Genomic DNA, 21,565 nt, shown 5'->3' with positions numbered 1-21,565 from the left:
GGTAAATCGAGATCAGCCGGCCTTATCGCCGGCCTTGTGCGCGATCCATGCACCGATGACGGCGGACACGTACGGAATGGACTGGGCGCCAAGGATGAACATCCACAGCGTGCCTTCCACGTAGTGCGTGCCGAAGCGCTCGCCCATGCCGATGATGCAGCAGACCAGCGCGATGGCCATGAGGAGTTCCTCACGCACCGGCGCGAACGCGGCAAAATTGCTGCCGCCGAGGCGCCGGCTCTTGGCCGTGACCACGAACGAGGTCTTCTCGCGTGTCAGGCCATGCAAGATGCCGCGTGCAATGGCGTGCGACAGGCTCATGCTCGCCAGCGATGCCATCAGCGTGTCGTACCAACTGCATGGGACGCGGGCGCGATACAGCACGATGCCGAAGATGGCCTTGGCGAAGAAGAAGCCGATCACCGGGATCAGGAACAACTGCATCGGCAGGGCGAACACGGTCGGGAAGGCCACCATGCCGGCGGTCCAGAAGATCGCCATCATGGTGAAGATCAGGTGCAGCGCATCCGCGAACCAGCTGAACCAGCCGGTGAGGAAGTGGAAGCGCTGGCCGCCGGAGAGCGGGCCCTTCTTGGTCATCCAGTCCCAACGGCCCTTGAGGATCTGCATGGCGCCGAAGGCCCAGCGGTAACGCTGGCTCTTGTACGCCTTGAAGTCCGCGGGGGTGAGGCCCTTGCCCATCAGCTCGTCGACGTAGACAAGCTCGTAGCCGGCGTGCATCAGGCGTAGGCCGAGCTCGGCGTCTTCGCAGATGGTCCATTCCGACCAGCCGCCGGTGCCTTCCAGCGCCGAGCGACGCACCATGGTCATGGTGCCGTGCTGGATGATGGCGTTGCGCTCGTTGCGATGGTGCATGCCGATGCGGAAGAAGCCGTCGTATTCCCACGCGGTCATGCGGCGGAAGCGGTTGTGCTCGAAGTCGCGGTGCGCCTGCGGGCACTGCACCACGGCCACCTTCGGGTCGTGGAAGTAACCGGTCAGCGAGGCCAGCCAGTCTTCGCGGACTACGTAGTCGGCGTCGATCACCGCAACCACGTCGGCGCGCGGGTCGGTTTCCTTCAGGCCGAAGTTGAGTGCGCCGGCCTTGAAGCCCGGCCACGGTTCCAGGTGGAAGAAGCGGAACTTCGAGCCCAGCTTCTCGCAGTACTCCTGCACCGGCTTCCAGATCGCCGGGTCCTTGGTGTTGTTGTCGATCACCAGGACTTCGAAATTCTCGTACTTGAGCTCGGCCAGCGAGTCGAGGGTGACGAACACCATTTCCGGCGGCTCGTTGTAGCAAGCCAGGTGGATCGACACGAACGGCTGCTTTTCCACCGGATCAGGCGGCAGCAGGCCGGCATGCCGCACCCAGCCGCGGCGCCACAGCACTTCGGTGAACTCGAAGCCGTTGATCAGCAGGATGGCGAGAATGGCGATCTGGGCCGGGAACAGCAGCACCAGCATCGTCCAGTCGATCCAGCTTAGGTAGAAATTGAACGGCAACGTGGCCGACCACACGATCAGGCCGCAAGCCAGCTGGATCAGCGCGCAGAAGAAGAGGCGGCCCATCAGCTTGAAGCGGCTATAGCGGCTGGCGAACCAGATCATCGGCAGCAGCGCGAGCAGGCTCGCGGCCAGCGCCTTCCACGGCCACATGACGTCCTCGGTCACCGGGCCGGTGAACGGGAATTTCTGCTGGCGATCGGCGTTGAACATGCCCCAGTACGCTTCGGTGCGACCCGACAACGCTTCCTTCCAGGGCTGGTCGAACGCCTCCATCACGTAGTAGTCGATGTTCTCGCGCTTGGCCACGTTGAACCACGTGCGCAGGAAGATCGCTTCGTTGGAGACGGACGGGTCCGCGTACTTGAAGCGATCACCGTTGGACGGCCAGCCGACTTCGCCGATGACGATGGGCTTGCCGGGATACATCTGCTTGAGCGCTTCGTAGCTACCCAGCACATCGGCCACCGCCGGAAAGGCGTCCAGGCCCTTGCCCTGGCCCGTGACCGGGATACCGTTCCAATAAGGGAACAGATGCACGGTGATGAAGTCCACGTGCTCGGCGAGTTCGGGATATTTTTGCCAGGTGCCGATCGGCTCGGCGATGGTCACGGGCTGATGGATGGCCGCGCGCACACGATCAGCGTAGGCCATCAGCTGCTCGGGCGGGACGTCGTTGCGGTACAACACCTCGTTGCCCACGACCACGCGGTTGATCGAGTTGGGGTAACGCCGCGCCTGGGCGATCAGCGTCTCGACTTCCTTCTCGTTGTTGTCCAGGCGACGGTCGATCCACGCACCGGCCATCACCTGCAAGCCTTCCTTCTCGGCCAGCCGATAGACCTGAGGATTCTCCAGGGTGGAGTAGGTGCGGATGCGCGAGGTATAGCGCTTGAGCAGCTTCAGGTCGCCGTCGATTTCATCGTCGGAGGGGAAATCGTTCTTCAGCGGGTTCTGGTAGCGCTGGAATGCCGACAGCGCGAAGCCGCCAATCGGGCCTTTCCAGTCTTCCGGGCCGTTGGGCAGATTGCTCCACCACCAGAGGCCGATGTTCATGGCCGCCACGATCAGGGCGAGCAAGAGAGCTGCGAGCAACGGGTGCCGGCTGTCGTGGTTTGAGTCTGTCTTCATATTCCAAGTGCCTCGCGCCGGGAGCTGTTTGCGCGCAGGGCAAGGAAGAGCGAGGGAGTGTACGTCGGTACACGACCGAGTGATGACGCCGGCCTGTGGGCAAACAGACCCGGCCCGAAGGGTTGCGCTTGAGCGGTCGTCAGGGCGCCGCGCGCGGCTTGACCTGCCAGCCAGGCAGGCGCAGCGCCACGCACTGCGCCCTGGCGACCGCTCAAGCGCAACGCGAGGTACTTGGAATATGAAAACAGACTCTTTGTGGCGCTCAAAACGATCCCCGTGGCTGCCTCACACGAGGCCGAAAAGCCCGCTGAGCTTAACCATGGAGTGCTTTTCGCTCAATAAAGACGGTGTCGCATGGTCAGCCCGAGGTCAGGCCCTAGGCGGTTCGCACGGGGAAACAGGCGGGTTGTTCAAATGTCGTGATGACGCCGGTCGAGCAGCGACTGCTCTACATCTCGCCCGGCAAATCACCGGTCCCGCGGCTCTGCAGGTCGAGGCTGATGCTTATTTGAGCAGCGAGCGCAGCATCCAGGCGGTCTTCTCATGCTCCTTCAGGCGGCCGGTCACCATGTCGGCGGTGCCTTCGTCGCCGACGCCATCGGCTACCTTGATGGTCTGGCGGGCCGTATGGGCAGCCAATTCATGGCCTTCGACCAACTGACTGACCATGTCCTTCCAGTCGGGAACGCCGGCTTCTTCTTTGATCGAGGTGAGCTTGCCGAACTGGCTGTAGGAGCCGGGGGCGAATACGTCCAATGTGCGGATGCGCTCGGCTACCTCGTCGGCGGCCAGCCACAACTCGTTGTACTGGGTCTCGAACATCGAATGCAGGCTGTTGAAGTGCGGCCCGGTGATATTCCAGTGGAAGCTGTGGGTCTTCAGGTAAAGCGAATAGGTATCCGCCAGCAGCTTGGACAGGTGTTCGCCGATCTGTTCCCGGTCCTTTTTGGCGATGCCGATGGAAATGCTCATGACGTATTCCTTGAGAGGGTGGGGATGGAACTTGCAGCCAGACTAGTGAGCGGGCGCCATGCGGTGAAATGAATCCTTCCGATGTCGGCGATAGCTCAGGGCTATCGGCACCGGCATGTCGGGCTACTCAAGAACTGGGGATGTCGGGGCGCGGCACCCACCTTGGCGCGTCTACCTGCCGCCCCGCGTGCCAGGTCGGAAATGAGGAAACAGCGCTTGCGAAGCCTTCACCGGTTATCATGTGCGGTCCGATGACCCCGACTGCATCCCACGCCGCCTCCACCGACGCGCGTCTGCGTTCGCTGCGCCAGGCGCTCGACGACGTTTCCAGCCGCGACTACGGCCGTTTGCTCGGCCGGTGGCGTGAGCTCACGCGCCGCTTCGACGAGAAGAAGCTGACCGCGCTGACCACGGACATCGAGGCCTCCATGGCCAGGCGCAAGGCACGCGCCGACGCCAAGCCGGCGATCCGCCTCGACGAGTCGTTGCCCATCACCGCGCGCGCCGACGAGATCGTCGAGCTGATCCGCAAGCACCAAGTGGTGGTGATCGCCGGCGAGACCGGCTCGGGCAAGACCACCCAGCTGCCCAAGCTATGTCTGGCCGCCGGACGTGGCGAAGCGGGCATGATCGGCTGTACCCAACCGCGCCGGCTCGCGGCCCGCTCCGTGGCACGCCGCGTCGCCGAGGAGCTGGCGACCCCGTTGGGCGAACAGGTGGGTTTCCAGGTGCGCTTCAACGACCAGGTGTCCGATCGCACCCTGGTCAAGTTCATGACCGACGGCATCCTGCTCGCCGAAACCCAGGGCGACCCATGGCTGAGCGCGTACGACACCATCATCATCGACGAGGCGCATGAGCGCAGCCTCAACATCGACTTCCTGCTGGGCTACCTGAAGCGGTTGGTAGCGAAGCGTCCGTCGCTCAAGATCATCGTCACGTCCGCCACCATCGACACCGCGCGCTTTGCTGAGCATTTCAGTGGCGCCCCCATCGTTTCGGTGGAGGGGCGGACCTATCCCGTGGAAGTGCGCTGGCGCTCTGTCGACGACGTCGCGGCGCGACGTGGACAGAGGGCGGGCGATCTGCAGCAGGGCGGCGCTGACCACGTGGCAGCGGTGCTGGACGAGATCACCCACGACGATCCGCGCGGCGACGTGTTGATCTTCTTGCCCGGTGAGCGTGAGATCCGCGACGCGCATCTGCTGCTGTCACGACGCCTGTATCGCGAGACCGAAGTGCTGCCGCTGTATGCGCGGCTTTCGGCGGGCGACCAGGATCGTGTGTTCAAGCCCGGTCCCAAGCGGCGCATCGTACTTGCCACCAATGTGGCGGAAACCTCGCTGACGGTGCCGCGCATCCGCTACGTCGTCGATTCCGGACAGGCTCGTGTTAAGCGCTACAGCCAGCGCAGCCAGCTCGAACGCCTGCACATTGAGCCCGTGTCGAAAGCGGCGGCAGACCAGCGCAAGGGGCGCTGTGGTCGCGTTGGCCCAGGTATCTGTTATCGCCTGTACGATGAGGCGGATTACGAAAGCCGCGCTGCTTACACCGATCCCGAACTGCTGCGCTCGTCGCTGGCCAACGTCATCCTGCGCATGCTGTCGTTGCAGTTGGGCGAGGTGGACGAATTCCCCTTCCTCGATGCGCCCGATCCGCGCGTGGTCGCCGACGGCTATCGGCGCCTGGCGGAAATCTCCGCCATCGACGATGCGAGAAAGCTCACTGCCATCGGCCGCACCGTCGCCAAATTGCCGATCGACGTGCAGCTCGCGCGCATGTTGGTGGAGGCACAGGAGCGCCATAGCCTGCGCGAGCTGCTCGCCATCGTGTCGTTCCTCAGCATCCAGGATCCGCGCGAGCGCCCGGCGGACGCCCGCCAGCAAGCCGACGCCGCGCATGCCGCGTTTGCCGATCCGAAATCCGATTTTGTCGGCGTGCTCAACCTCTGGCGCGAGTACGGCAAGGCGCACGAGGATCTGACCCAGTCGAAACTGCGCGACTGGTGTTCGCGCCACTTCCTCAGCTTCATGCGTATGCGTGAATGGCGCGAGCTGCATCGGCAGTTGTTGCTGGTGGTGCAGGAGCTGGGATGGAAGCTCGAAAGCACTTCCCCTTCTCCCCTTGCGGGAGAGGGAAGGGGAGAGTCCCAAAAAGGGGGCAAGGGTCCAACCTCGCGGGGCTCCTCAAAGGCCCAAGCTGTTGCTGCCAAGAAGCAGCAGGCTAGGCAGGATTCGCGCGAGCACCCAACCTCTACCCGCTCTTCGGAGCTCACCCCGGTCCTGTCCTCAGAAGGGAAAGGGAGTGAAGACGAAGCCGCTCGCCAGTTCGAAGCCATCCACCGCAGCCTCCTCGCCGGCTTGCCTACCCAGGTCGGCCACAAGGACGAGAAGGGCGTCTATCGCAGTACGCGCGAACGCCGCTTCCAAGTATTCCCCGGTTCGGCGCTGTCCAAAGTGCCGCCCAACTGGATCTTCGCCGCGCAGATTCTCGATATTGGTGGCCGTGTGTGGGGCATGATGTGCGCTCGCATGGAGCCGCTGTGGATCGAGCAGCAGGCCGCGCACTTGCTGCGTTCCTCTTGTCGGGATCCGCACTGGTCGCGCAAGCGTGGGCACGTCGTTGCGTACGAACAGGTCAGCCTGTTCGGCCTCACTCTGGTCGAGCGTCGCCCGGTGACGTTCCAGAAGCAGGATCCCGTACTCGCGCATGACATCTTCCTGCGCGAAGCCCTCACGCGCGGCGACATCGATGCGCGCGCCGACTTCATACGCGCCAATCAGCGCGTGCTGGAAGATGCACGCGGTATCGAAGCCAAGCAGCGCCGGGAAGGTCTGCTGCGCAGCGAGGACGAGCTGGTCCGTTTCTTCGAAGGCAAGCTACCGCAGGACATCGCCGACAGTCGTGCGCTCGATGCGTGGTATCGCAAGGCGCGTCCAGCCGAGCAAGCGGCGCTGCGTTGGTCGCTGGATGACGTCATGAGCGGCGGCGCGGGATTGGACCCGAAAGCCTTTCCGGCGTCGCTGGAGGTTCCACCACAGAAGTACCGCCTCGAATACCGCTTCGTCCCTGGCGACGATGCGGATGGCGTCACCCTGCATCTGCCGCTCGCCATGTTGAACGCGTTGCCCGCGGCACGCTGCGAATGGCTGGTGCCGGGATTGCTGGCCGAAAAGGTGACCGAACTGATCCGTGGTCTGCCCAAAGCGCTGCGACGCAACTTCGTGCCCGCGCCGGATTTCGCGCGTGCCTTCGTGGAAGCCGAGACGCCGCGGGACGAGTCGCTGACCCGGGCGCTTGCCGTTTTCCTCAAGCGAGCCACGGGCGTGGATATTGCTGCCGCCGAATTCGACGCGGTGGAGCTGCCCGTGCACTTCCGCATGCGCTATCGACTGCACGACGAGAACGGCAAGACGTTGGCCACGGGCCGCGACTTGGCCGCGATACGCGCGCAGTGGGAAGGACAGGCGCGCGAAGCGTTCTCGCGCAAGACGGACATCGAGCTGACTCGCGAAGACATCGCCAGCTGGGATTTCGAGGCGATTCCCGCACAAGTACGTTCCACGGGTGGCCTGCTGGCGTTCCCTGCGCTGGTCGATCTGGGTGATGCGGTGGCGCTGCGCGTATTCGAGCGCAGCGACGAGGCGCGCGAGGCGCACGTGCTTGGCGTGGTCCGTTTGTTGCGCAACGCGCTCGCCAGCGACATGAAGCAGGCGCGTCGACGTTTGCCGGTTGGCAATCCGTTGGCGCTCAAATATGCCCCGCTGGGCGGCGTGGATGGTCTTCGCGAGGATCTCGTGGAAGGCGGCTTCCAGGATCTGCTTGAGCGCCATGCGCTGGACGTGCGTACCGCAGGGGCCTTTGAGGCATTGCATACGCAGGCCGCGCGCGAACTGTTCGGTGCGGCGGTAGAGCGGCTGAAACTCGCCGAGCCCATCATCGAGGCTCAGGCCGAGCTCAAGCCGTGGCTGCAGCCGCCGCTGATGGGGTTTGCACGCGCCAGTTACGACGATCTGCGCGAACAACTGGATGCGCTGCTTACGTCAGGATTCCTTCGTGAGCTGCCGACGTCGCGGCTCGCGCACTATCCGCGCTACCTGAAGGCCATGCGTCTGCGCGCCGAACGCTTGCAGCAGGACCCTGCCAAAGACCAGCAGCGCATGTTGCAGGTGCTGCCGTTCTGGCGGGATTACCTCAAGCATCGCGCGGCAGGAACCGGCGACCTGGACGAATTGCGCTGGCTGATCGAGGAATGGCGCGTGTCGTTGTTCGCGCAGGAACTGAAGACGCCGGAGCCGGTGTCGGCCAAGCGCCTGACTCGCGCGCTGGAAAACCTTGCCTGACACTCACGTGCTTTCTGCAGGAGCGCACGGTCGCGATCCTGCAGAAAGAGGCTTACGAATTACTTCACGCGGCGAACGGTAGCGTTGTCGTTGCAGCCGTCCACGGCCATCATCCAGTTACCCATCAGTGAGCGACGGATGGTCACCTTCGGGTTATCGGCGCTCAAGCAGGCGATCTTGGTGCCGTCGGCCTGTTGCCACACCTGGCCATTGTCGAGGGTGTACTGGCCATTGCCGTTAAAGCCGATGAAATGACCCTGCACATGGGCGGTGATCGGACCGGCCTTTTCGCTGGTGGGATAGAACACCGGCTTGCCGCTTTCGTCGACCATCTTGGTGACGGACTTGCCGTGGCCGCTAAGCCAGCCATCGAGGTTCTTGAGCTCGTCTGGCGAAAGCTTGTCCAGGCCGGCTGCCTTGAACTCATCCGGCGTCATGCGCTGCTGCAGCGGCACGTATTGGTCGGCGGCGAAGGACACCGCGGGAACGGCTAGGGCGACACTCATCAGCAACGGCAGCAGGCGGGCCAGACGCATGGGGTAATCCTCTCGGTACCTAGGGAATAGAACATCGCGGGCGCAGCATACACGGCATGAACCATGGGTTCATACGCGGGGCAGGCGAAGGCTGCGGGCAGGCCCTAGAATAGACCTATGGTTCAAGCCGCCCTCAACGCAAGCTCGGGTCTCGCCGAGTGGCGCGAACGCGCCGGCAGCGTGCCGCCCTTGTTGGGCGAGGCGCTGGATACGTGCGCGCTGTTGCCGATGAGCCAGGCCGAGTGCGTCGACGTGTTGGAACTGCTGGCCATGCTTGGCTGCGACAGCCAGACCCAGACGGCCGCCTTGTGGTTCGAGGTGTCGCGTATCGATCCCGCGCTCTGGGCACTGCGTGAGCCGCAATTACCACCGGAACTGCAGCGGCTCGTCGGCGGCCAGGTTGCGGCGGAGCGCGTATGGGCGTTGCATGCGCAGCATGGCGCCGACCACGGTGCGGAGGGTTTGCGCCGCCTGTTGCTGGCGATCATCCGCGACCTGCGTGTGGTATTCATCCTGCTGGCCCGGCAGTTGGCACGCATGCGTGCAGCCAGCACCCTGCCGGACGCCGAGCGACAGGCGCTTGCGCGGCTTACGCGGGACATTCACGCGCCGCTGGCCAACCGCCTGGGCATCTGGCAACTCAAATGGGAGCTGGAAGACCTCGGCTTCCGTTACTTGCAGCCGGAAACCTACAAGCGCATCGCGCGTCTGCTCGATGAGCGCCGCGTGGATCGCGAAGAGTTCATCCGCGAGTCGCTGTCCACCTTGCACAGCGCGCTGGAGGCGGCGGGTATCCGTGCGGATCTGGCCGGGCGTCCGAAGCACATCTATTCGATCTGGAAGAAGATGCAGCGCAAGGCGCTGGAGTTCTCCGATCTCTACGACATCCGCGCCGTGCGCGTGTTGGTCGATTCCATCGGCGACTGTTATGGCGCACTTGGCGTGGTGCACACGCTGTGGCCGCATCTGCCGGGCGAGTTCGATGACTACATCGCGCGGCCGAAGGGTAACGACTATCGCTCGCTGCACACGGCGGTAATCGGTCCGCGCGGCAAGACGCTGGAAGTGCAGATTCGCACGCACGAGATGCACCGCATCAACGAACTGGGCGTGGCTGCTCACTGGCGCTACAAGGAAGGCGGTGCGGGCGACAGCGAGTTCGAGGCGAAGATCGCCTGGATGCGCCGCTTGTTGGAGCCGCGTCCGGACAGCGAGGGCGATCTCGCTGCCGAACTGCAGACCGAACTGCTCGAAGATCGCGTCTACGTACTCACCCCGAAAGGCGAGGTGGTGGATTTGCCGCGCGGCTCCACCGTGCTGGATTTCGCTTACCACGTGCACACCGAAGTGGGTCACCGTTGCCGAGGCGCCAAGGTCAACGGGCGCATCGTGCCGTTGACCTTCCAGCCGGCGAGCGGCGATCGCATAGAGGTGCTTACCGCGAAGGCGGCCGAACCCAGCCGGGACTGGCTGTCCGCGCATCATGGCTACCTGCATACCTCGCGTGCGAAGGAAAAAGTACGCACGTGGTTCCGCCGCATCGCGCACGACGCCAACGTCGCCGCGGGTCGCGCGATCTTCGAAAAAGAGATCAAACGGCTGGCGCTGGCGGCGGCCGATATCGGCAAGCTACCCGCGCATTTCCACCTGAAGACGCACGACGAGTTGCTCGTCGCGTTGGCTCTCGGCGAAGTCGCGCCGGGCCAGATCGCCCGAGCACTGCAGGAAGCCACAGCGCCGGCACCCTTACCCTCTTCACTACCCGCAAGCGCAGCGCAGGCGCGGCAGGCGGTGCGCGACCAAAGCGCGCTCAGCATCGAAGGCATTGGCAACTTGCTCACCACGCTGGCGCGTTGCTGCCAGCCCTTGCCGGGTGACCCCGTGCGCGGTTTCGTCACGCGCGGTCGAGGTGTGTCGGTGCATCGCGCCGATTGCCCCAGTCTGGTGCGTCTCGCCCGGCGCGACCCGGACCGCGTGATCGAAGTGGAGTGGGGCAAGGCGGCTGCGCAGGCCTACGAGGTGGACATCGAGCTGCGTGGCTACGACCGCAAGGGCTTGCAGAAGGACGTGACCAGCCTGATCAGCAACATGGGCACGCACATCATTGCCTCGTCCAGCCGGGTATTCGCGCAGACGGGCGAGGTGGAAATGCGCTTTAGCCTGCGTGTGCGCGATTTCGAACAACTCTCGGGCTTGCTGAGCCGGCTGGTGGCGCTACCTAACGTGGTCGACGCGCGACGCGTCGGCGGTGCCTGAACGTTGAGCGTTATTGCCCGGGTGGCGGGCCGGCGCGATGTTAAGCTGCCGATGGTAGATCTCACTCTCGTGAACCCATGAACGGACGCAAAGACCACAACGACCGCGGGTCGGCCGGACGCACCGAGCCCACCCTTGGCAATCTCGATAACCTGGATGGCGAGAAGCCCCAGTCCAGGGAGGACGTGGGTCTGCCCAAATTCTCGCTCGATCCGGACATGGTGCGGCCCGCTCCGCCGCCGCCGTCGCAACGCCGGTCCAAGCGTCGCGGCTGGCTGGTGCCGGTCGCATTGCTTGTAGTTATTGGCGTAGGCACGTCGCTGTGGGTTGGTCAGGACAAGCTGCGCGGCCTGGTGCCCAACACCGAACTGGACGGCATTCTGGGTCGCGCCGAAACCGCCTTGCAGCAAGGGCACCTTGACGGCACTGACGGTGGCAGCGCACGCGAGCTGTTCGAGGCTGCACGCGCCCTGCAGCCGGACAACGACCGCGCTCGTGACGGTTTGCGTAACGTGGGGCAGGCAGAGATTGCCCGCGCCGACGCGGCTTTGCAGGCGCACAAGCTCGACGAGGCTGACCAAGCGCTCACTGCCGCACGCGAACTGCTGGGTGGCGGTAGTGATGTGGATCGCCTGACCCAGGCGGTCGCCGCGGCGCGCAATGGTGCTGTGCCGACCGATCACCTGATCGAACAGGCTGACCTGGCTTTCGATGCCGGTAAGCTCGATGGCGACGGTGGTGCCGGCGATCTTTATCGTCGCGTGTTGGCGGCCGATCCCAACAACGCCGTGGCCAAGCATGGCCTGGACAAGGTGGGCGATGCGCTTGCCGCACAAGTACACAAAGCACTCGACACGGGTGACCGTGCCACGGCCTCGTCGCTGGTCGATCGTCTGGCCGTGCTGCTACCGAACTATGCGGAACTCCCTGCCTTGCGTGCAGCGCTGGTGCAGGTGAGCCAGCAGGACAACGGTGCGCTCGCCGATGCGATCAAGCAGGGGCAGGATGCGTTGCGCGAAGGTCGTGTCACCGGCCAGGGCGATGACACGGCACAGGCGCGTTTCAAGGCAGCACTGGCGATTGATCCGGACAATGCCGATGCGAAGGCCGGCATGGGACAGGTGGCGCAAGCCTTGATCGTGCAGGCCAATGCGGCGCTGGACCATGGCGACAACGCGCATGCCCACGAACTGCTCGATCAGGCGATTGCGATCGCACCGCACTCGGCGGATCTGGCTGCCGCGCGTGCGCGACTGGGCGAGGGCCGTAAGTCCAATGCCACTCAGGTGGCCAACGACATCGCCAGTGATGTTCCGGCGGGGGACAACGGCGACGACCTGCAGCATCCGCCGCTCACGCCGCAACAAAGCGCCGAACTGGCACGCACCATCCAGCGTGCGGATGCCGCCGCTCGCCAAGGCAACCTGATGCTGCCGCCGGGCGACAGCGCTTACGACCTGTACCGGCAGGCGCTGGCGATGGACGGCAACAACCCAGTGGCACGCCAGGGGTTGGAGTCATTGCCCGGGCTGGCCATCAACCAATTCAACCAGTCGCTCGCCAGCGGCAATCTCTCGGCGGCCGGCAATCGCCTCGCTGACCTCGCGGATCTGTCACCGGGTAACACGAACCAGGGCGTGCTGCGCGATCGCTTGGCGGGTGCGTGGATGGATCAGGCTGAGCAGCAACTGCAGAACGGTGATCGCGCCAGCGCGACGCAATCGCTGGACAGTGCACGCAAGCTGGCGCCCGGCAATCCGCGTCTCGCGTCGTTGATGGCGCGACTGCAGTCGGGCGGTTAAGGGTGCAAGCATGACCGTGTTGGTTTTTGGGGCCAGCAGCCAGATTGGCCATTTCCTGCTGCCGCGGCTGCGTACGCGCGGCGAATCGGTGATGGCGCTCAGTCGCAAGGCCCGTCCGGGTCAAGCCGGCATCCATTGGTTGCAGGGGGAGCTTCCCGGGCAGGTACCTGCCGTAGGGCAACCCACCGCAGTGATCAGTTTTGGCCCGCTCAAGTCCTTCGCGGAATGGCTGGCGTCGGCAGGGTTGCCTGCTTCGACGCGCGTCATCGCCACCAGTTCGATGAGCGCTGAGTCCAAGCAGGCCTCGGATGTGCCGGCTGAGCGCGTGCTATCGCAGACATTGCGCGATGGCGAAGCCGCTATCGCCGCAGCCTGTGATCGGCAGGGCATGCCGTGGACCATCTTTCGGCCCACCATCATTTATGGCGCCGGCATCGATAAAAGCCTGACGCCTATCGCGCATCGCGCCAGCCGCTTGCACGTGTTCCCGCTGCCAGCGGGGCGCGGCATGCGCCAGCCGGTGCACGCGGACGATATTGCCGCTGCCGTGGTGGCCGCGCTGGATCATCCCGAGTCGGCAGGCCGCGTCCTGCCGCTGGGCGGTGGCGAGCGACTCACCGCAGGCGAGATGTTTGCGCGCGTGCGCCGCAGCTTGTCCACACCGACGCTGCCGGTGCCGATTCCGGCTGCGTTGTTGCGACTGGGTCGGGGCGTCGTCCCACGCCTGCGAGGGCCGCTGACCCGCCTGGAAGCCGACCTGATCGCCGATAACAGCGAGCTGCAACGGTTGCTAGGCGTCTCACCGCGTCCATTCAGGCCCGACGCCAGCTGCTGGATGCCCCAGCCGCCACTGTAGGCCTGATATTCCGACGGGCGCCTCCCCGGCGCCCGATCCGCGCCATAAACCCCGGCCTGCGTTCAGATGCCCGCCGGGAAGCAAGCCCTATGATCCCGGGGTCTTCCCGTTCAGGATTCTCCTTACTTGGACTTCATGACCCGCCTTCGCTCGATCTTCAGTGCCGTCTGGCCCTGGATCCGCATTCCGTTCTGGGTCTGCATGGGAGTGCTGTTCGGCTTCGTGCTGCCGTACTCGCTGGTGCTCAACAAGCGTGTGCAGGATCGTTTCAACGATCTGGTGTTTGCCGTGCCTACGCGCATCTACGCGCGACCGCTGCCGCTGGCGGCCGGTACGCCGATGACGCCAGGCACGCTGGAGCTGGAGCTGACCTTTGCCGGCTACGGCAACGATGGCCGCGCCGAAGTCGCCGGCACTTGGTCCAAGCAGGGCAGCACCTACACCATCTCCTCGCGTGGCTACGCCGGACCGGACGGCGGTGAACTGCCCAAGCGGATTCGTGTTGCGCTGGGCAAGGGGCAGGTGGCTAGCGTGAAAGACGCGGTCACCGGCAAGCCGATCGAGCTGGCTCACATCGATCCCGCGCGCATCGCCACGGTGTACGGCTCGCAGCAGGAAGAACGCCGCATCGTGCGCCTGGCCGACGTGCCGCCGCTGTTGCTGTCGGGTCTGCAGGCGGTGGAAGACCGCGACTTCAAGCATCACTTCGGCATCGACATCTCGGCCATCATCCGCGCTACGTTCGCCAACCTGCGCGCTGGCCATACGGTGCAGGGCGGCTCCACGCTCACCCAGCAGCTGGTGCGCAACTTGTTCCTTGATCGCGAGCAGCATTACTCGCGCAAGTTCAACGAAGCGCTGATGTCGATCCTCATCGAGATGCACTACGACAAGAGCCGCATCCTTGAGGCTTACGTCAACGAAGTATTCCTCGGCCAACAGGGCAGTCAGGCAGTGCACGGCTTTGCCGCGGCCTCGGAGTTCTACTTCGGTCGCCGCATGGAAGACCTCAAGCCGCAGGAAATGGCCTTACTGATCGGCCTGGTAAAGGGGCCGAGCTACTACGACCCGCGCCGCTATCCGGACCGCGCGTTGTCGCGACGCAACCTGGTGCTCGATCAGTTTGTGGATACCGGCCTGATCACGCCGGAACAGGCCACGGCCCTCAAGGCGACGCCGCTGGGCATCGTCACCAACGGCCAGCTGCCGCACAACCGCTTCCCGGCCTTCATGGAACTGGTGCGTGCGCAGATCACTGGCGATTTCGACGACGAAACCCTGTCCAAGGGCAATCTGAGCATCTTCACCACACTCGACCCGGCGGCGCAGTTGTATGCCGAGCAGGCCATCACGACGACCACCGGCGGCCTAGGCAAGCGCGGCGAAGCGGCACAAGCCGCGGCGGTGGTGACCGAAGCACAGACTGGCGCCGTGCTCGCCATCGTCGGCAGCAAGATTCCTGGTGACCAGGGCTTCAACCGTGCGCTGGATGCGCGGCGCCAGATCGGCTCGCTGGTAAAGCCGCTGGTGTACCTCGTTGCGTTGACCAACCCCGAGCGTTGGAACCTTGGCAGTCCGGTAGAGGATTCGCCGATCAGCATGCGCCAGCCCGATGGCAGCTACTGGACGCCCAAGAACGACGAGGGCGATGTACACGGCGCGGTGCCGATGGTCGATGCGCTGGTGCATTCGTGGAACCTCGCGACGATCAATCTCGGCATGAGCGTGGGCGTGTCGCGCATCAAGGCGTTCCTCGAATCGTTCGGCCTGACCGACGTGAATCCGAGTCCTTCGCTATTGATCGGCGCGGTGGATATGTCGCCGCTGCAGGCGACGCAGCTCTACCAGTACATCGCCGCCGATGGCCATGCCTTGCCGCTGCTGGCGGTGCGCGGCGTGGTGGATGCGAACGGGCAGACCGTCAAGCGCTACGAAGTAAAGACGGGTGCGGGCGAGTACCAGCCGGCAGTGCGTCTGGTGACGTGGGCTATGCAGCAGGTGGCGCGCTCGGGTACGGCGGCGTCGATCGGCAGTTCCGGGCTGTCCTACCTCAACGCGGCAGGCAAGACCGGCACCAGCAACGACATGCGTGACAGCTGGTTCGCGGGCTTCACCGGCGATCACCTTGCGGTGTTCTGGATGGGCCGCGACGACAACAAGCCGAGTGGTCTGTACGGTGCGACGGGCAGCCTTCGCGCATGGCAGGAGTTGTTCAAGAAGCTGCCGACACGTCCGCTCTCGGCGGCTCCGGGCGAGGGCCTGGAAATGGCCTGGATCAATACGTCTGACGGCAAGCGCTCGGAAGTGGGCTGCGAGGGAGCGCGTCAGGTGCCGGTCGTGGCCGGTACACTGTCTCAGGATGCCGAAGGCTGCTTCTGGCAGCACGTCGGCAATTTCTTCAGTGGCGGTGACGCGTCTCCCGCGCCGGCTTCTTCCGCCCCCATCCGGGATTGATCATGCTTCGTCGTAGCCTTCGCCTTTCCGCCGTTCCTGTGTCGTTCGCCGTGCTGTTGCTGGCGGCGTGCACCCAGCCCGCCGCACCGTCGCAGGCCACGCGCCCCACCGTGTCCGACGAGCAGATGCTGGCGGCGATTCATGCGGCCGGTGACAAAGAGAAGTCGGTGATCGACGTGAACCCGTTGCGCGATCCGGGCGTGGCGGCTTTGCAGGATGCCGCCGAAGGCGACCTGCGCGTGGGCAAATACAACGACGCAGCCGCCAAGCTAGATCAGGCGTTGAAGATCAGCCCCGATTCGCCGGACCTGCTGCAGGATCGCGCTGAGCTCGCGATCCGCCTGAAGGATTACGCGGGCGCTGAGAAGTTCGCGCACCGCTCGTGGGAGCTGGGGCCTAAGCTTGGGCCGTTGTGCGCTCGTAATTGGCAGACCATCGCCGAGTTGCGCCAGCGCGCCGGTGATGATGCCGCTGCGGCGACCGCGACCAAGGGCGTGGCGGAGTGCCATAAGGAAGGCATGCAGCGCTACTGAGCCCTGCATGGTCTGGCAGGAGCGCACATATGCGCTCCTGCACAGAAGAGGGCGGCCGGATCAGCGCCGCCGCTCCTCCATCAATCCCACCAGATTCCCGTCCGGATCGCGCAGGAAGGCCAGCCACAACGTGTGGTCGGACAGTTCCGCCGTCGCCTGCGGTTCGCGTTCGCCCACGGCACCGCGATCGAGCAGGGTGCGGAACTGGTGCTCGATGTCCCCGACCTTGAAGTACAGAACGGAATTGCCGCCCACGCTGCCGGCGCCCTGCGGCGTGGACAGCATCAGGCGTACGCCGCCGGCGTCGAGAAACGCCAGGTTTGTGGCAGGCCGGAACAGAAAGGGCAGTTCGAGGATGTCGCGGTAGAACGCAAGCGCAGCGTCGACGTCACTGACGGTGACGGCGATCTGGCCGATGCCGCTGACCTGTGAAGACATGGCAAGGCTCCACGATGGAGGTCTGCTGAGTCTATGACATTCGCGGTCGAGCCCGGCGTCGGCGATACTTTGCGGATGATCGATCACGAGGATGTCGCCGCGCTGCTGGGTACGGAAGGCCCGTTTGCCCGCGAGCTGCCTAATTTCGCCCCGCGCGCCGCCCAACAGGCGATGGCGCGCGCAGTGCAGCACGCCATCGCCGAGCGCGAGACGTTGATTGCGGAAGCCGGTACGGGTACCGGCAAGACCTTTGCGTATCTCGTGCCCGCGCTGCTGTCGGGCGAACGCGTGATCGTCTCCACGGGTACCAAGGCGCTGCAGGACCAGTTGTACTTCCGCGACCTGCCGCGCGTGCGTTCGGTGCTGGATACGCGCCTCAAGATGGCCCTGCTCAAGGGGCGCTCCAATTACCTGTGCCTTTACCGCCTGGACCAGACCGTGCGCGAGGGCGCCACGTTCGACCGCACACAGGCATCGCAGCTGGCGGCGGTACGCGCGTGGTCAGCGCGCACGCGCCGCGGTGACCGGATGGAGTTGGCGGAGGTCCCGGAGGAGTCGCCGCTGTGGCCGCGCGTCACCTCTACGCCGGAAAACTGCCTGGGTGTGGAATGTCCTTTCTACGACGATTGCCATGTGATCAAGGCGCGTCGCGAAGCGCAGGAAGCCGACCTTGTCGTGGTGAACCATCACCTGCTGTTCGCCGATCTCGCGCTCAAGCAAGAAGGTTTCGGCGAGATCCTGCCGGGCGCCAGTGCGTTCATCCTCGACGAGGCGCACCAGATTCCCGAGCTGGCCGGGCAGTTCTTCTCGCAAAGCATCAGCGCACGTCAGCTCACCGATCTGGCGCAGGACAGCCTGGCCGAATGCAACGGCGTCACCGGTGCGATCGGCCTGGTGCCGGAGCCTGTTGAAGCCATGCAGGACGCTGTGCGCAAGCTGCGTCTGGCGATGGACGCCTTGCCCGAACGTGGCCCGTTCCATCAGTTGGAAAGCAAGCGTGATATCGGCGATGCGTTGCATGAGCTTCGCGAAGTGCTGGCCGCGCTCACTGACGTGCTTGCTTCGCAGGCCGAACGGTCGCGCGGCTTCGCCAATGCGCATGAACGCGCTGCGTTGATCAGTGAGCGGCTCGACCGCATCGCTGAGCGCGGCAGCGAACGCGATGTGCGCTGGTATGAACTGTTTCCGCGTGGCTTTGCACTGCATGCGACGCCGCTGGATCTGGCAGCGCCCTTGCGAGCGATGCGCGCGCAGACACAGGCCGCGTGGATCTACACCTCGGCCACGCTGTCGGTGTCATCCAGCTTCGATCACTTCGCGCGCCAGTTGGGATTGGACGAACCGCAGACGCTGCAGGTCGAGAGTCCCTTCGACTACGAAAAGCAGGCGCTGTGCTATCTGCCTGCAGGATTGCCCGACCCGTCCGCACGTGACTACACCGATCGTGTCATCGAATCCGTGCTGCCGGTGTTGCATGCCTCGCACGGCCGCGCCTTCTTGCTGTTTACGTCGCATCGCGCCCTGCGCCGTGCCGCCGAGTTGCTGCAGGAACGCGTGCCCTGGCCGCTGTTCGTGCAGGGCAGTGCGCCGCGTCATCGGCTATTGGACGAGTTCCGCCACAGCGGCCACGGCGTGTTGCTCGGCGCGGCCAGCTTTTGGGAAGGGGTAGATGTGGCAGGCGAAGCGCTCAGCGTGGTGGTGATCGACAAACTGCCGTTCGCCTCGCCTGACGATCCCGTGCTGCAGGCGCGCCTGGAAGCGCTGGAACAGTCGGGCATCAATCCGTTTATGGGCTGGCAGGTGCCCAGCGCTGTCATTGCGCTGAAACAGGGCGCCGGACGCCTGATCCGTGATGTGCATGATCGCGGCGTGCTGGTGCTGTGCGATCCACGCCTTACCACCAAGGGCTACGGACGCCTGTTCCTCAAAAGCCTGCCTGCCATGCCGCGGACAAAGGAATTGGCTGAGGTGCAGGCGTTCTTCGACGACGAAGTATCCGCCACCGCGTAGGTGATACAGGCACTGGTTTTTGTCACTTGCCGGGACGACCATAGAACGTCCATACCGGAGGAGTGACGAACATGGCCAAGGTCATCGGTTTCGGAGGCATCTTCTTCAAGGCACGCGATCCCAGCGCACTCGCAGAATGGTATGCGCAGCATCTGGGATTGCCGGTCGAAGCGTGGGGCGGCGCTCGCTTCGATGATGAGCCGCGGCAGCCCGGCTACACCATGTGGTCGCCGTTCGCCGCCGACACCAAGTATTTCGCGCCCAGCACCCAGCCGTACATGATCAACTTTCGCGTGGATGACCTGGACGGCCTGCTCGCCCGGCTGCGGGACGCTGGCGTGACGGTGGACGATCGGGTGGAAGACAGCGAGTACGGCCGCTTCGGTTGGGCCATGGATCCGGAAGGCACTCGCATCGAACTTTGGCAGCCACCGTCCTGACGCTTACCCGTCCGGTCGCGCAGCAAGCTCGCGCAACACCTGCGCCGTGTTTTCGTTGGCTGGCACAAAGGCTTCCAGCGCAAGTTCGGCGAGCGTGACATCCATCGGCGTGCCGAACACCGTGGTCGTGCTCAACATCGATAGCACCGTGTCGCCCATGGCCAGTTCCATGGGAACGGCGATATCACCGCGGATGATGTCGTGGGGTGCCGTATCGCCGCCGGGATAACCCTGCAGTTCGTGCAACAGGGAAACCAGTCCGGGATCGTTCGTGGCATCGATCTGATGGCGCAGTCGATCCAACAGATGTGCGCGCCAGATCGGCAGATTACGGATGAAGGGCGCCAATCCGTCGGGATGCAAGCTCACGCGCAGCACGTTGATGGGTGGCTTCAGCCATTGCGGCACGAGTCCCATGAGCAGACGTTGCGTGGCTTGATTGCTTTCGATCAGGTTCCAGTGCCGGTCGACGGCCAGGGCGGGATAGGGTTCCAGTCCCTTGAGTAGCAGACGGATCGAGCCCAACACCGTGGCGAACTCAGGATCGGCGATGCCGCGTTCGAGATAGGCCGGCGCAAAGCCGGCGGCTACCAGCAACTGGTTGCGCTCGCGCAGTGGAATGTCCAGGTATTCGCACAGGCGCATGATCATGTCCCGACTGGGTTGCGAGCGGCCTGATTCCATAAAACTCAGATGCCGCGTGGAGACTTCCGCGCCGCTAGCGAGATCAAGCTGGCTCAGGCGACGATGGCGTCGCCATTCGCGCAGCAGATCACCTACGGGACGTTGCTTGGCGGCCACGGCATGCATGCGTTTGTCCTTATGGATTAGCTTGATTCATCGTCGACCTGCCGCATCGATGATTTCATGATGCGGCGGTCTCGCCGTGCGGCAAAAGTCATGCACTGGCATGGGTGCCAATGAATGCCTGCATGTCTTCGAGCAGGCGGCGCTTGTGGGTATGGAACATGCCGTGCGGCGCGTCGGCGTATTCCAGCATCGTGCATCCCTTGACCCGGCTGGCAATCGCGCGGCCGCCGGTGACAGGCTCGCTAGCGTCACGTAGCCCGTGGATGACCAGCATGGGCACGTCGATGCCGGACAGTTCATCACGCATGTCGGTGCTTACGCGTAGGCGGAAACATCCGGTGGCGGCGTGCAGCGATGTGTTCAACATCATGTCCACGGTGCGTCGGATCATGCCTTCCGAGGTGCCGGTTTCGGCAGGCAGATAGAAGTCGTCTGCGCCCTCTGCGAGCCATTGGGCGTAGTCCTCGCGGATGGCGGCAAGTGCGGGCTCGAAGAAGGAGAGAGGTAGCTGCTTACCGTCAGCGTCGAGATAGCACGGCGCCGTTGGCGAGAGCAGGATGACGCGCGCGATCCGCTCACTGCCATGCCGCGACAGCAGGCGGATGCATTCGGCCGTCCCCATGGAGTGAGCGACCAGGGTCAGCTCGCGCAAATCGAGACATTCGATCAGTGCAGCCAGATCGTCGGTGAGACGGTCATAGTCGTAACCATTGCCGGGTCGGTCGGAGCGCCCGTGGCCGCGGCGATCCATGGCAATGGTGCGCATGCCCAGTGCATTGAAGTGCAGCATGTGTGGCGCCCACATCTGTGAATCCAGCGCCCACGAATGGACGAACAGCACGGGTTTGCCATGACCCCAATCCTCGTAGGCCAGGGTGACGCCATCGTTGGTGGTGAAAGTAGGCATGTCGATATCTCCGGAGGGCGCGAGCGGCATTGACCGCCCGCGCAAATGGGTTAGATGGTCTGGGGAACCTTGTCGAGGAAGCCGAACACCTGGCGGATGCGGCCGTCTTCCAGCGAGGCCACGTCGAAGCCGATCACCAGGGGCTCGACCGCGCCGGGCGAGGCGAGATGCCATTGGAAGCGCACCGTGTCGTGGTGGGCATCGACCGTTCCCGCCAAGGCGAAGCGGTGGCCCGGGAACATGTTCTGCACGGCAGCGACGGTGGCGTCGATCGCTTCCCAGCCTTTGGCGTCCACCATCGGGTCGGTGTAGCGCGCGTGTTCGGCATAGGTGTCTTCGATCAAGCTGCGGCGGCGCAGGGCGTCGGTTTCGTTCCAGCTGGCGATGTAGCGTTCGGCGAGGGTGTGGGCGTTCGTGGTCATGGTGGCTTGCTCCGTTCGTTGGTGTGGGCTCAGCTTGCGGCCCGCCCTGCACGGAAGCGATTACCTGCCGGGTAATGACTTGCGCCCGGCTTTTGCCACAACTCGTTGCTGGATTGGCCGCGCACGGCCGGCGGGTTCGCACGCGCAGCGGT

15 protein-coding genes are annotated in these 21,565 nt (G+C 64.4%); 8 read left to right on the top strand and 7 right to left on the bottom strand.

From position 1 onward, the window contains the following. Positions 1–12: 12 nt before the first annotated feature. Entirely contained in the window at positions 13–2,634 is a 2,622-nt protein-coding gene (locus DyAD56_RS00565; RefSeq protein WP_102300797.1) for a glycosyltransferase family 2 protein, read from the bottom strand. 504 nt (positions 2,635–3,138) lie between these two features. Then, positions 3,139–3,606, bottom strand: coding sequence for a Dps family protein (locus DyAD56_RS00560; RefSeq protein ID WP_102300796.1), 468 nt, complete (start codon positions 3,604–3,606; stop codon positions 3,139–3,141). 251 nt (positions 3,607–3,857) lie between these two features. On the opposite strand from DyAD56_RS00560, the gene hrpA reads away from it, so the two are divergent. Further along, positions 3,858–7,949 (top strand): ATP-dependent RNA helicase HrpA, encoded by a 4,092-nt coding sequence (gene hrpA, locus DyAD56_RS00555; RefSeq protein ID WP_102301077.1) that lies wholly within the window; start codon positions 3,858–3,860, stop codon positions 7,947–7,949. A 59-nt stretch (positions 7,950–8,008) separates the two neighbouring features. Here hrpA and DyAD56_RS00550 read toward each other — a convergent pair whose 3' ends face one another. Then, entirely contained in the window at positions 8,009–8,485 is a 477-nt protein-coding gene (locus DyAD56_RS00550) for a hypothetical protein (protein ID WP_102300795.1), read from the bottom strand. A gap of 117 nt (positions 8,486–8,602) precedes the next feature. Here DyAD56_RS00550 and DyAD56_RS00545 point away from each other — a divergent pair, with 117 nt between their 5' ends. The 5 genes from DyAD56_RS00545 to DyAD56_RS00525 all read left to right on the top strand — a co-directional run bounded on the left by DyAD56_RS00545 (position 8,603) and on the right by DyAD56_RS00525 (position 16,386). Continuing rightward, the gene (locus tag DyAD56_RS00545; RefSeq protein WP_102300794.1) at positions 8,603–10,741 is read left to right on the top strand and encodes a bifunctional (p)ppGpp synthetase/guanosine-3',5'-bis(diphosphate) 3'-pyrophosphohydrolase; all 2,139 of its coding nucleotides are present in this window, start codon (positions 8,603–8,605) and stop codon (positions 10,739–10,741) included. 77 nt (positions 10,742–10,818) lie between these two features. After that, entirely contained in the window at positions 10,819–12,543 is a 1,725-nt protein-coding gene (locus DyAD56_RS00540; protein ID WP_102300793.1) for a hypothetical protein, read from the top strand. 10 nt (positions 12,544–12,553) lie between these two features. Continuing rightward, entirely contained in the window at positions 12,554–13,399 is an 846-nt protein-coding gene (locus DyAD56_RS00535) for an NAD-dependent epimerase/dehydratase family protein (protein WP_102300792.1), read from the top strand. A gap of 135 nt (positions 13,400–13,534) precedes the next feature. Next, positions 13,535–15,853 (top strand): penicillin-binding protein 1B, encoded by a 2,319-nt coding sequence (gene mrcB / locus DyAD56_RS00530; RefSeq protein ID WP_102300791.1) that lies wholly within the window; start codon positions 13,535–13,537, stop codon positions 15,851–15,853. Continuing rightward, the gene (locus DyAD56_RS00525) at positions 15,850–16,386 is read left to right on the top strand and encodes a tetratricopeptide repeat protein (protein ID WP_102300790.1); all 537 of its coding nucleotides are present in this window, start codon (positions 15,850–15,852) and stop codon (positions 16,384–16,386) included. Before mrcB ends, DyAD56_RS00525 begins: the two co-directional genes overlap by 4 nt. Before the next feature lie 60 nt (positions 16,387–16,446). On the opposite strand, the gene DyAD56_RS00520 is transcribed toward DyAD56_RS00525, so the two are convergent. Further along, positions 16,447–16,824, bottom strand: coding sequence for a VOC family protein (locus tag DyAD56_RS00520; protein ID WP_102300789.1), 378 nt, complete (start codon positions 16,822–16,824; stop codon positions 16,447–16,449). Positions 16,825–16,899: 75 nt separating this feature from the next. Between DyAD56_RS00520 and DyAD56_RS00515 the strand changes: the two genes are divergently transcribed. Together DyAD56_RS00515 and DyAD56_RS00510 are read left to right on the top strand one after the other, a co-directional pair. Beyond that, positions 16,900–18,834, top strand: coding sequence for an ATP-dependent DNA helicase (locus DyAD56_RS00515; protein WP_102301076.1), 1,935 nt, complete (start codon positions 16,900–16,902; stop codon positions 18,832–18,834). Between the two features lie 71 nt (positions 18,835–18,905). Beyond that, the gene (locus DyAD56_RS00510) at positions 18,906–19,274 is read left to right on the top strand and encodes a VOC family protein (protein ID WP_102300788.1); all 369 of its coding nucleotides are present in this window, start codon (positions 18,906–18,908) and stop codon (positions 19,272–19,274) included. A gap of 3 nt (positions 19,275–19,277) precedes the next feature. Here the strand turns inward: DyAD56_RS00510 and DyAD56_RS00505 are convergent, their stop codons facing one another. The 3 genes from DyAD56_RS00505 to DyAD56_RS00495 all read right to left on the bottom strand — a co-directional run bounded on the left by DyAD56_RS00505 (position 19,278) and on the right by DyAD56_RS00495 (position 21,413). Beyond that, the gene (locus DyAD56_RS00505) at positions 19,278–20,084 is read right to left on the bottom strand and encodes a helix-turn-helix transcriptional regulator (protein ID WP_102300787.1); all 807 of its coding nucleotides are present in this window, start codon (positions 20,082–20,084) and stop codon (positions 19,278–19,280) included. Between the two features lie 88 nt (positions 20,085–20,172). Beyond that, positions 20,173–20,991: an alpha/beta hydrolase gene (locus DyAD56_RS00500; RefSeq protein WP_102300786.1), complete on the bottom strand. Its 819-nt coding sequence runs from the start codon at positions 20,989–20,991 to the stop codon at positions 20,173–20,175. 50 nt (positions 20,992–21,041) lie between these two features. Further along, entirely contained in the window at positions 21,042–21,413 is a 372-nt protein-coding gene (locus DyAD56_RS00495; RefSeq protein WP_102300785.1) for a nuclear transport factor 2 family protein, read from the bottom strand. Between the last annotated feature and the right edge of the window lie 152 nt (positions 21,414–21,565).

This window comes from Dyella sp. AD56 (genome assembly GCF_002878475.1).
Classification (GTDB): Bacteria; Pseudomonadota; Gammaproteobacteria; order Xanthomonadales; family Rhodanobacteraceae; genus Dyella.
This window is presented reverse-complemented; position numbering and strand designations above follow the sequence as displayed.

Coding starts and splice junctions, on each gene's coding strand:
- DyAD56_RS00565 (WP_102300797.1), bottom strand. CDS start 2,634: ATGAAGACAGACTCAAACCACGACAGCCGGCACCCGTTGCTCGCAGCT.
- DyAD56_RS00560 (WP_102300796.1), bottom strand. CDS start 3,606: ATGAGCATTTCCATCGGCATCGCCAAAAAGGACCGGGAACAGATCGGC.
- hrpA (WP_102301077.1), top strand. CDS start 3,858: ATGACCCCGACTGCATCCCACGCCGCCTCCACCGACGCGCGTCTGCGT.
- DyAD56_RS00550 (WP_102300795.1), bottom strand. CDS start 8,485: ATGCGTCTGGCCCGCCTGCTGCCGTTGCTGATGAGTGTCGCCCTAGCC.
- DyAD56_RS00545 (WP_102300794.1), top strand. CDS start 8,603: ATGGTTCAAGCCGCCCTCAACGCAAGCTCGGGTCTCGCCGAGTGGCGC.
- DyAD56_RS00540 (WP_102300793.1), top strand. CDS start 10,819: ATGAACGGACGCAAAGACCACAACGACCGCGGGTCGGCCGGACGCACC.
- DyAD56_RS00535 (WP_102300792.1), top strand. CDS start 12,554: ATGACCGTGTTGGTTTTTGGGGCCAGCAGCCAGATTGGCCATTTCCTG.
- mrcB (WP_102300791.1), top strand. CDS start 13,535: ATGACCCGCCTTCGCTCGATCTTCAGTGCCGTCTGGCCCTGGATCCGC.
- DyAD56_RS00520 (WP_102300789.1), bottom strand. CDS start 16,824: ATGTCTTCACAGGTCAGCGGCATCGGCCAGATCGCCGTCACCGTCAGT.
- DyAD56_RS00515 (WP_102301076.1), top strand. CDS start 16,900: ATGATCGATCACGAGGATGTCGCCGCGCTGCTGGGTACGGAAGGCCCG.
- DyAD56_RS00510 (WP_102300788.1), top strand. CDS start 18,906: ATGGCCAAGGTCATCGGTTTCGGAGGCATCTTCTTCAAGGCACGCGAT.
- DyAD56_RS00505 (WP_102300787.1), bottom strand. CDS start 20,084: ATGCATGCCGTGGCCGCCAAGCAACGTCCCGTAGGTGATCTGCTGCGC.
- DyAD56_RS00500 (WP_102300786.1), bottom strand. CDS start 20,991: ATGCCTACTTTCACCACCAACGATGGCGTCACCCTGGCCTACGAGGAT.
- DyAD56_RS00495 (WP_102300785.1), bottom strand. CDS start 21,413: ATGACCACGAACGCCCACACCCTCGCCGAACGCTACATCGCCAGCTGG.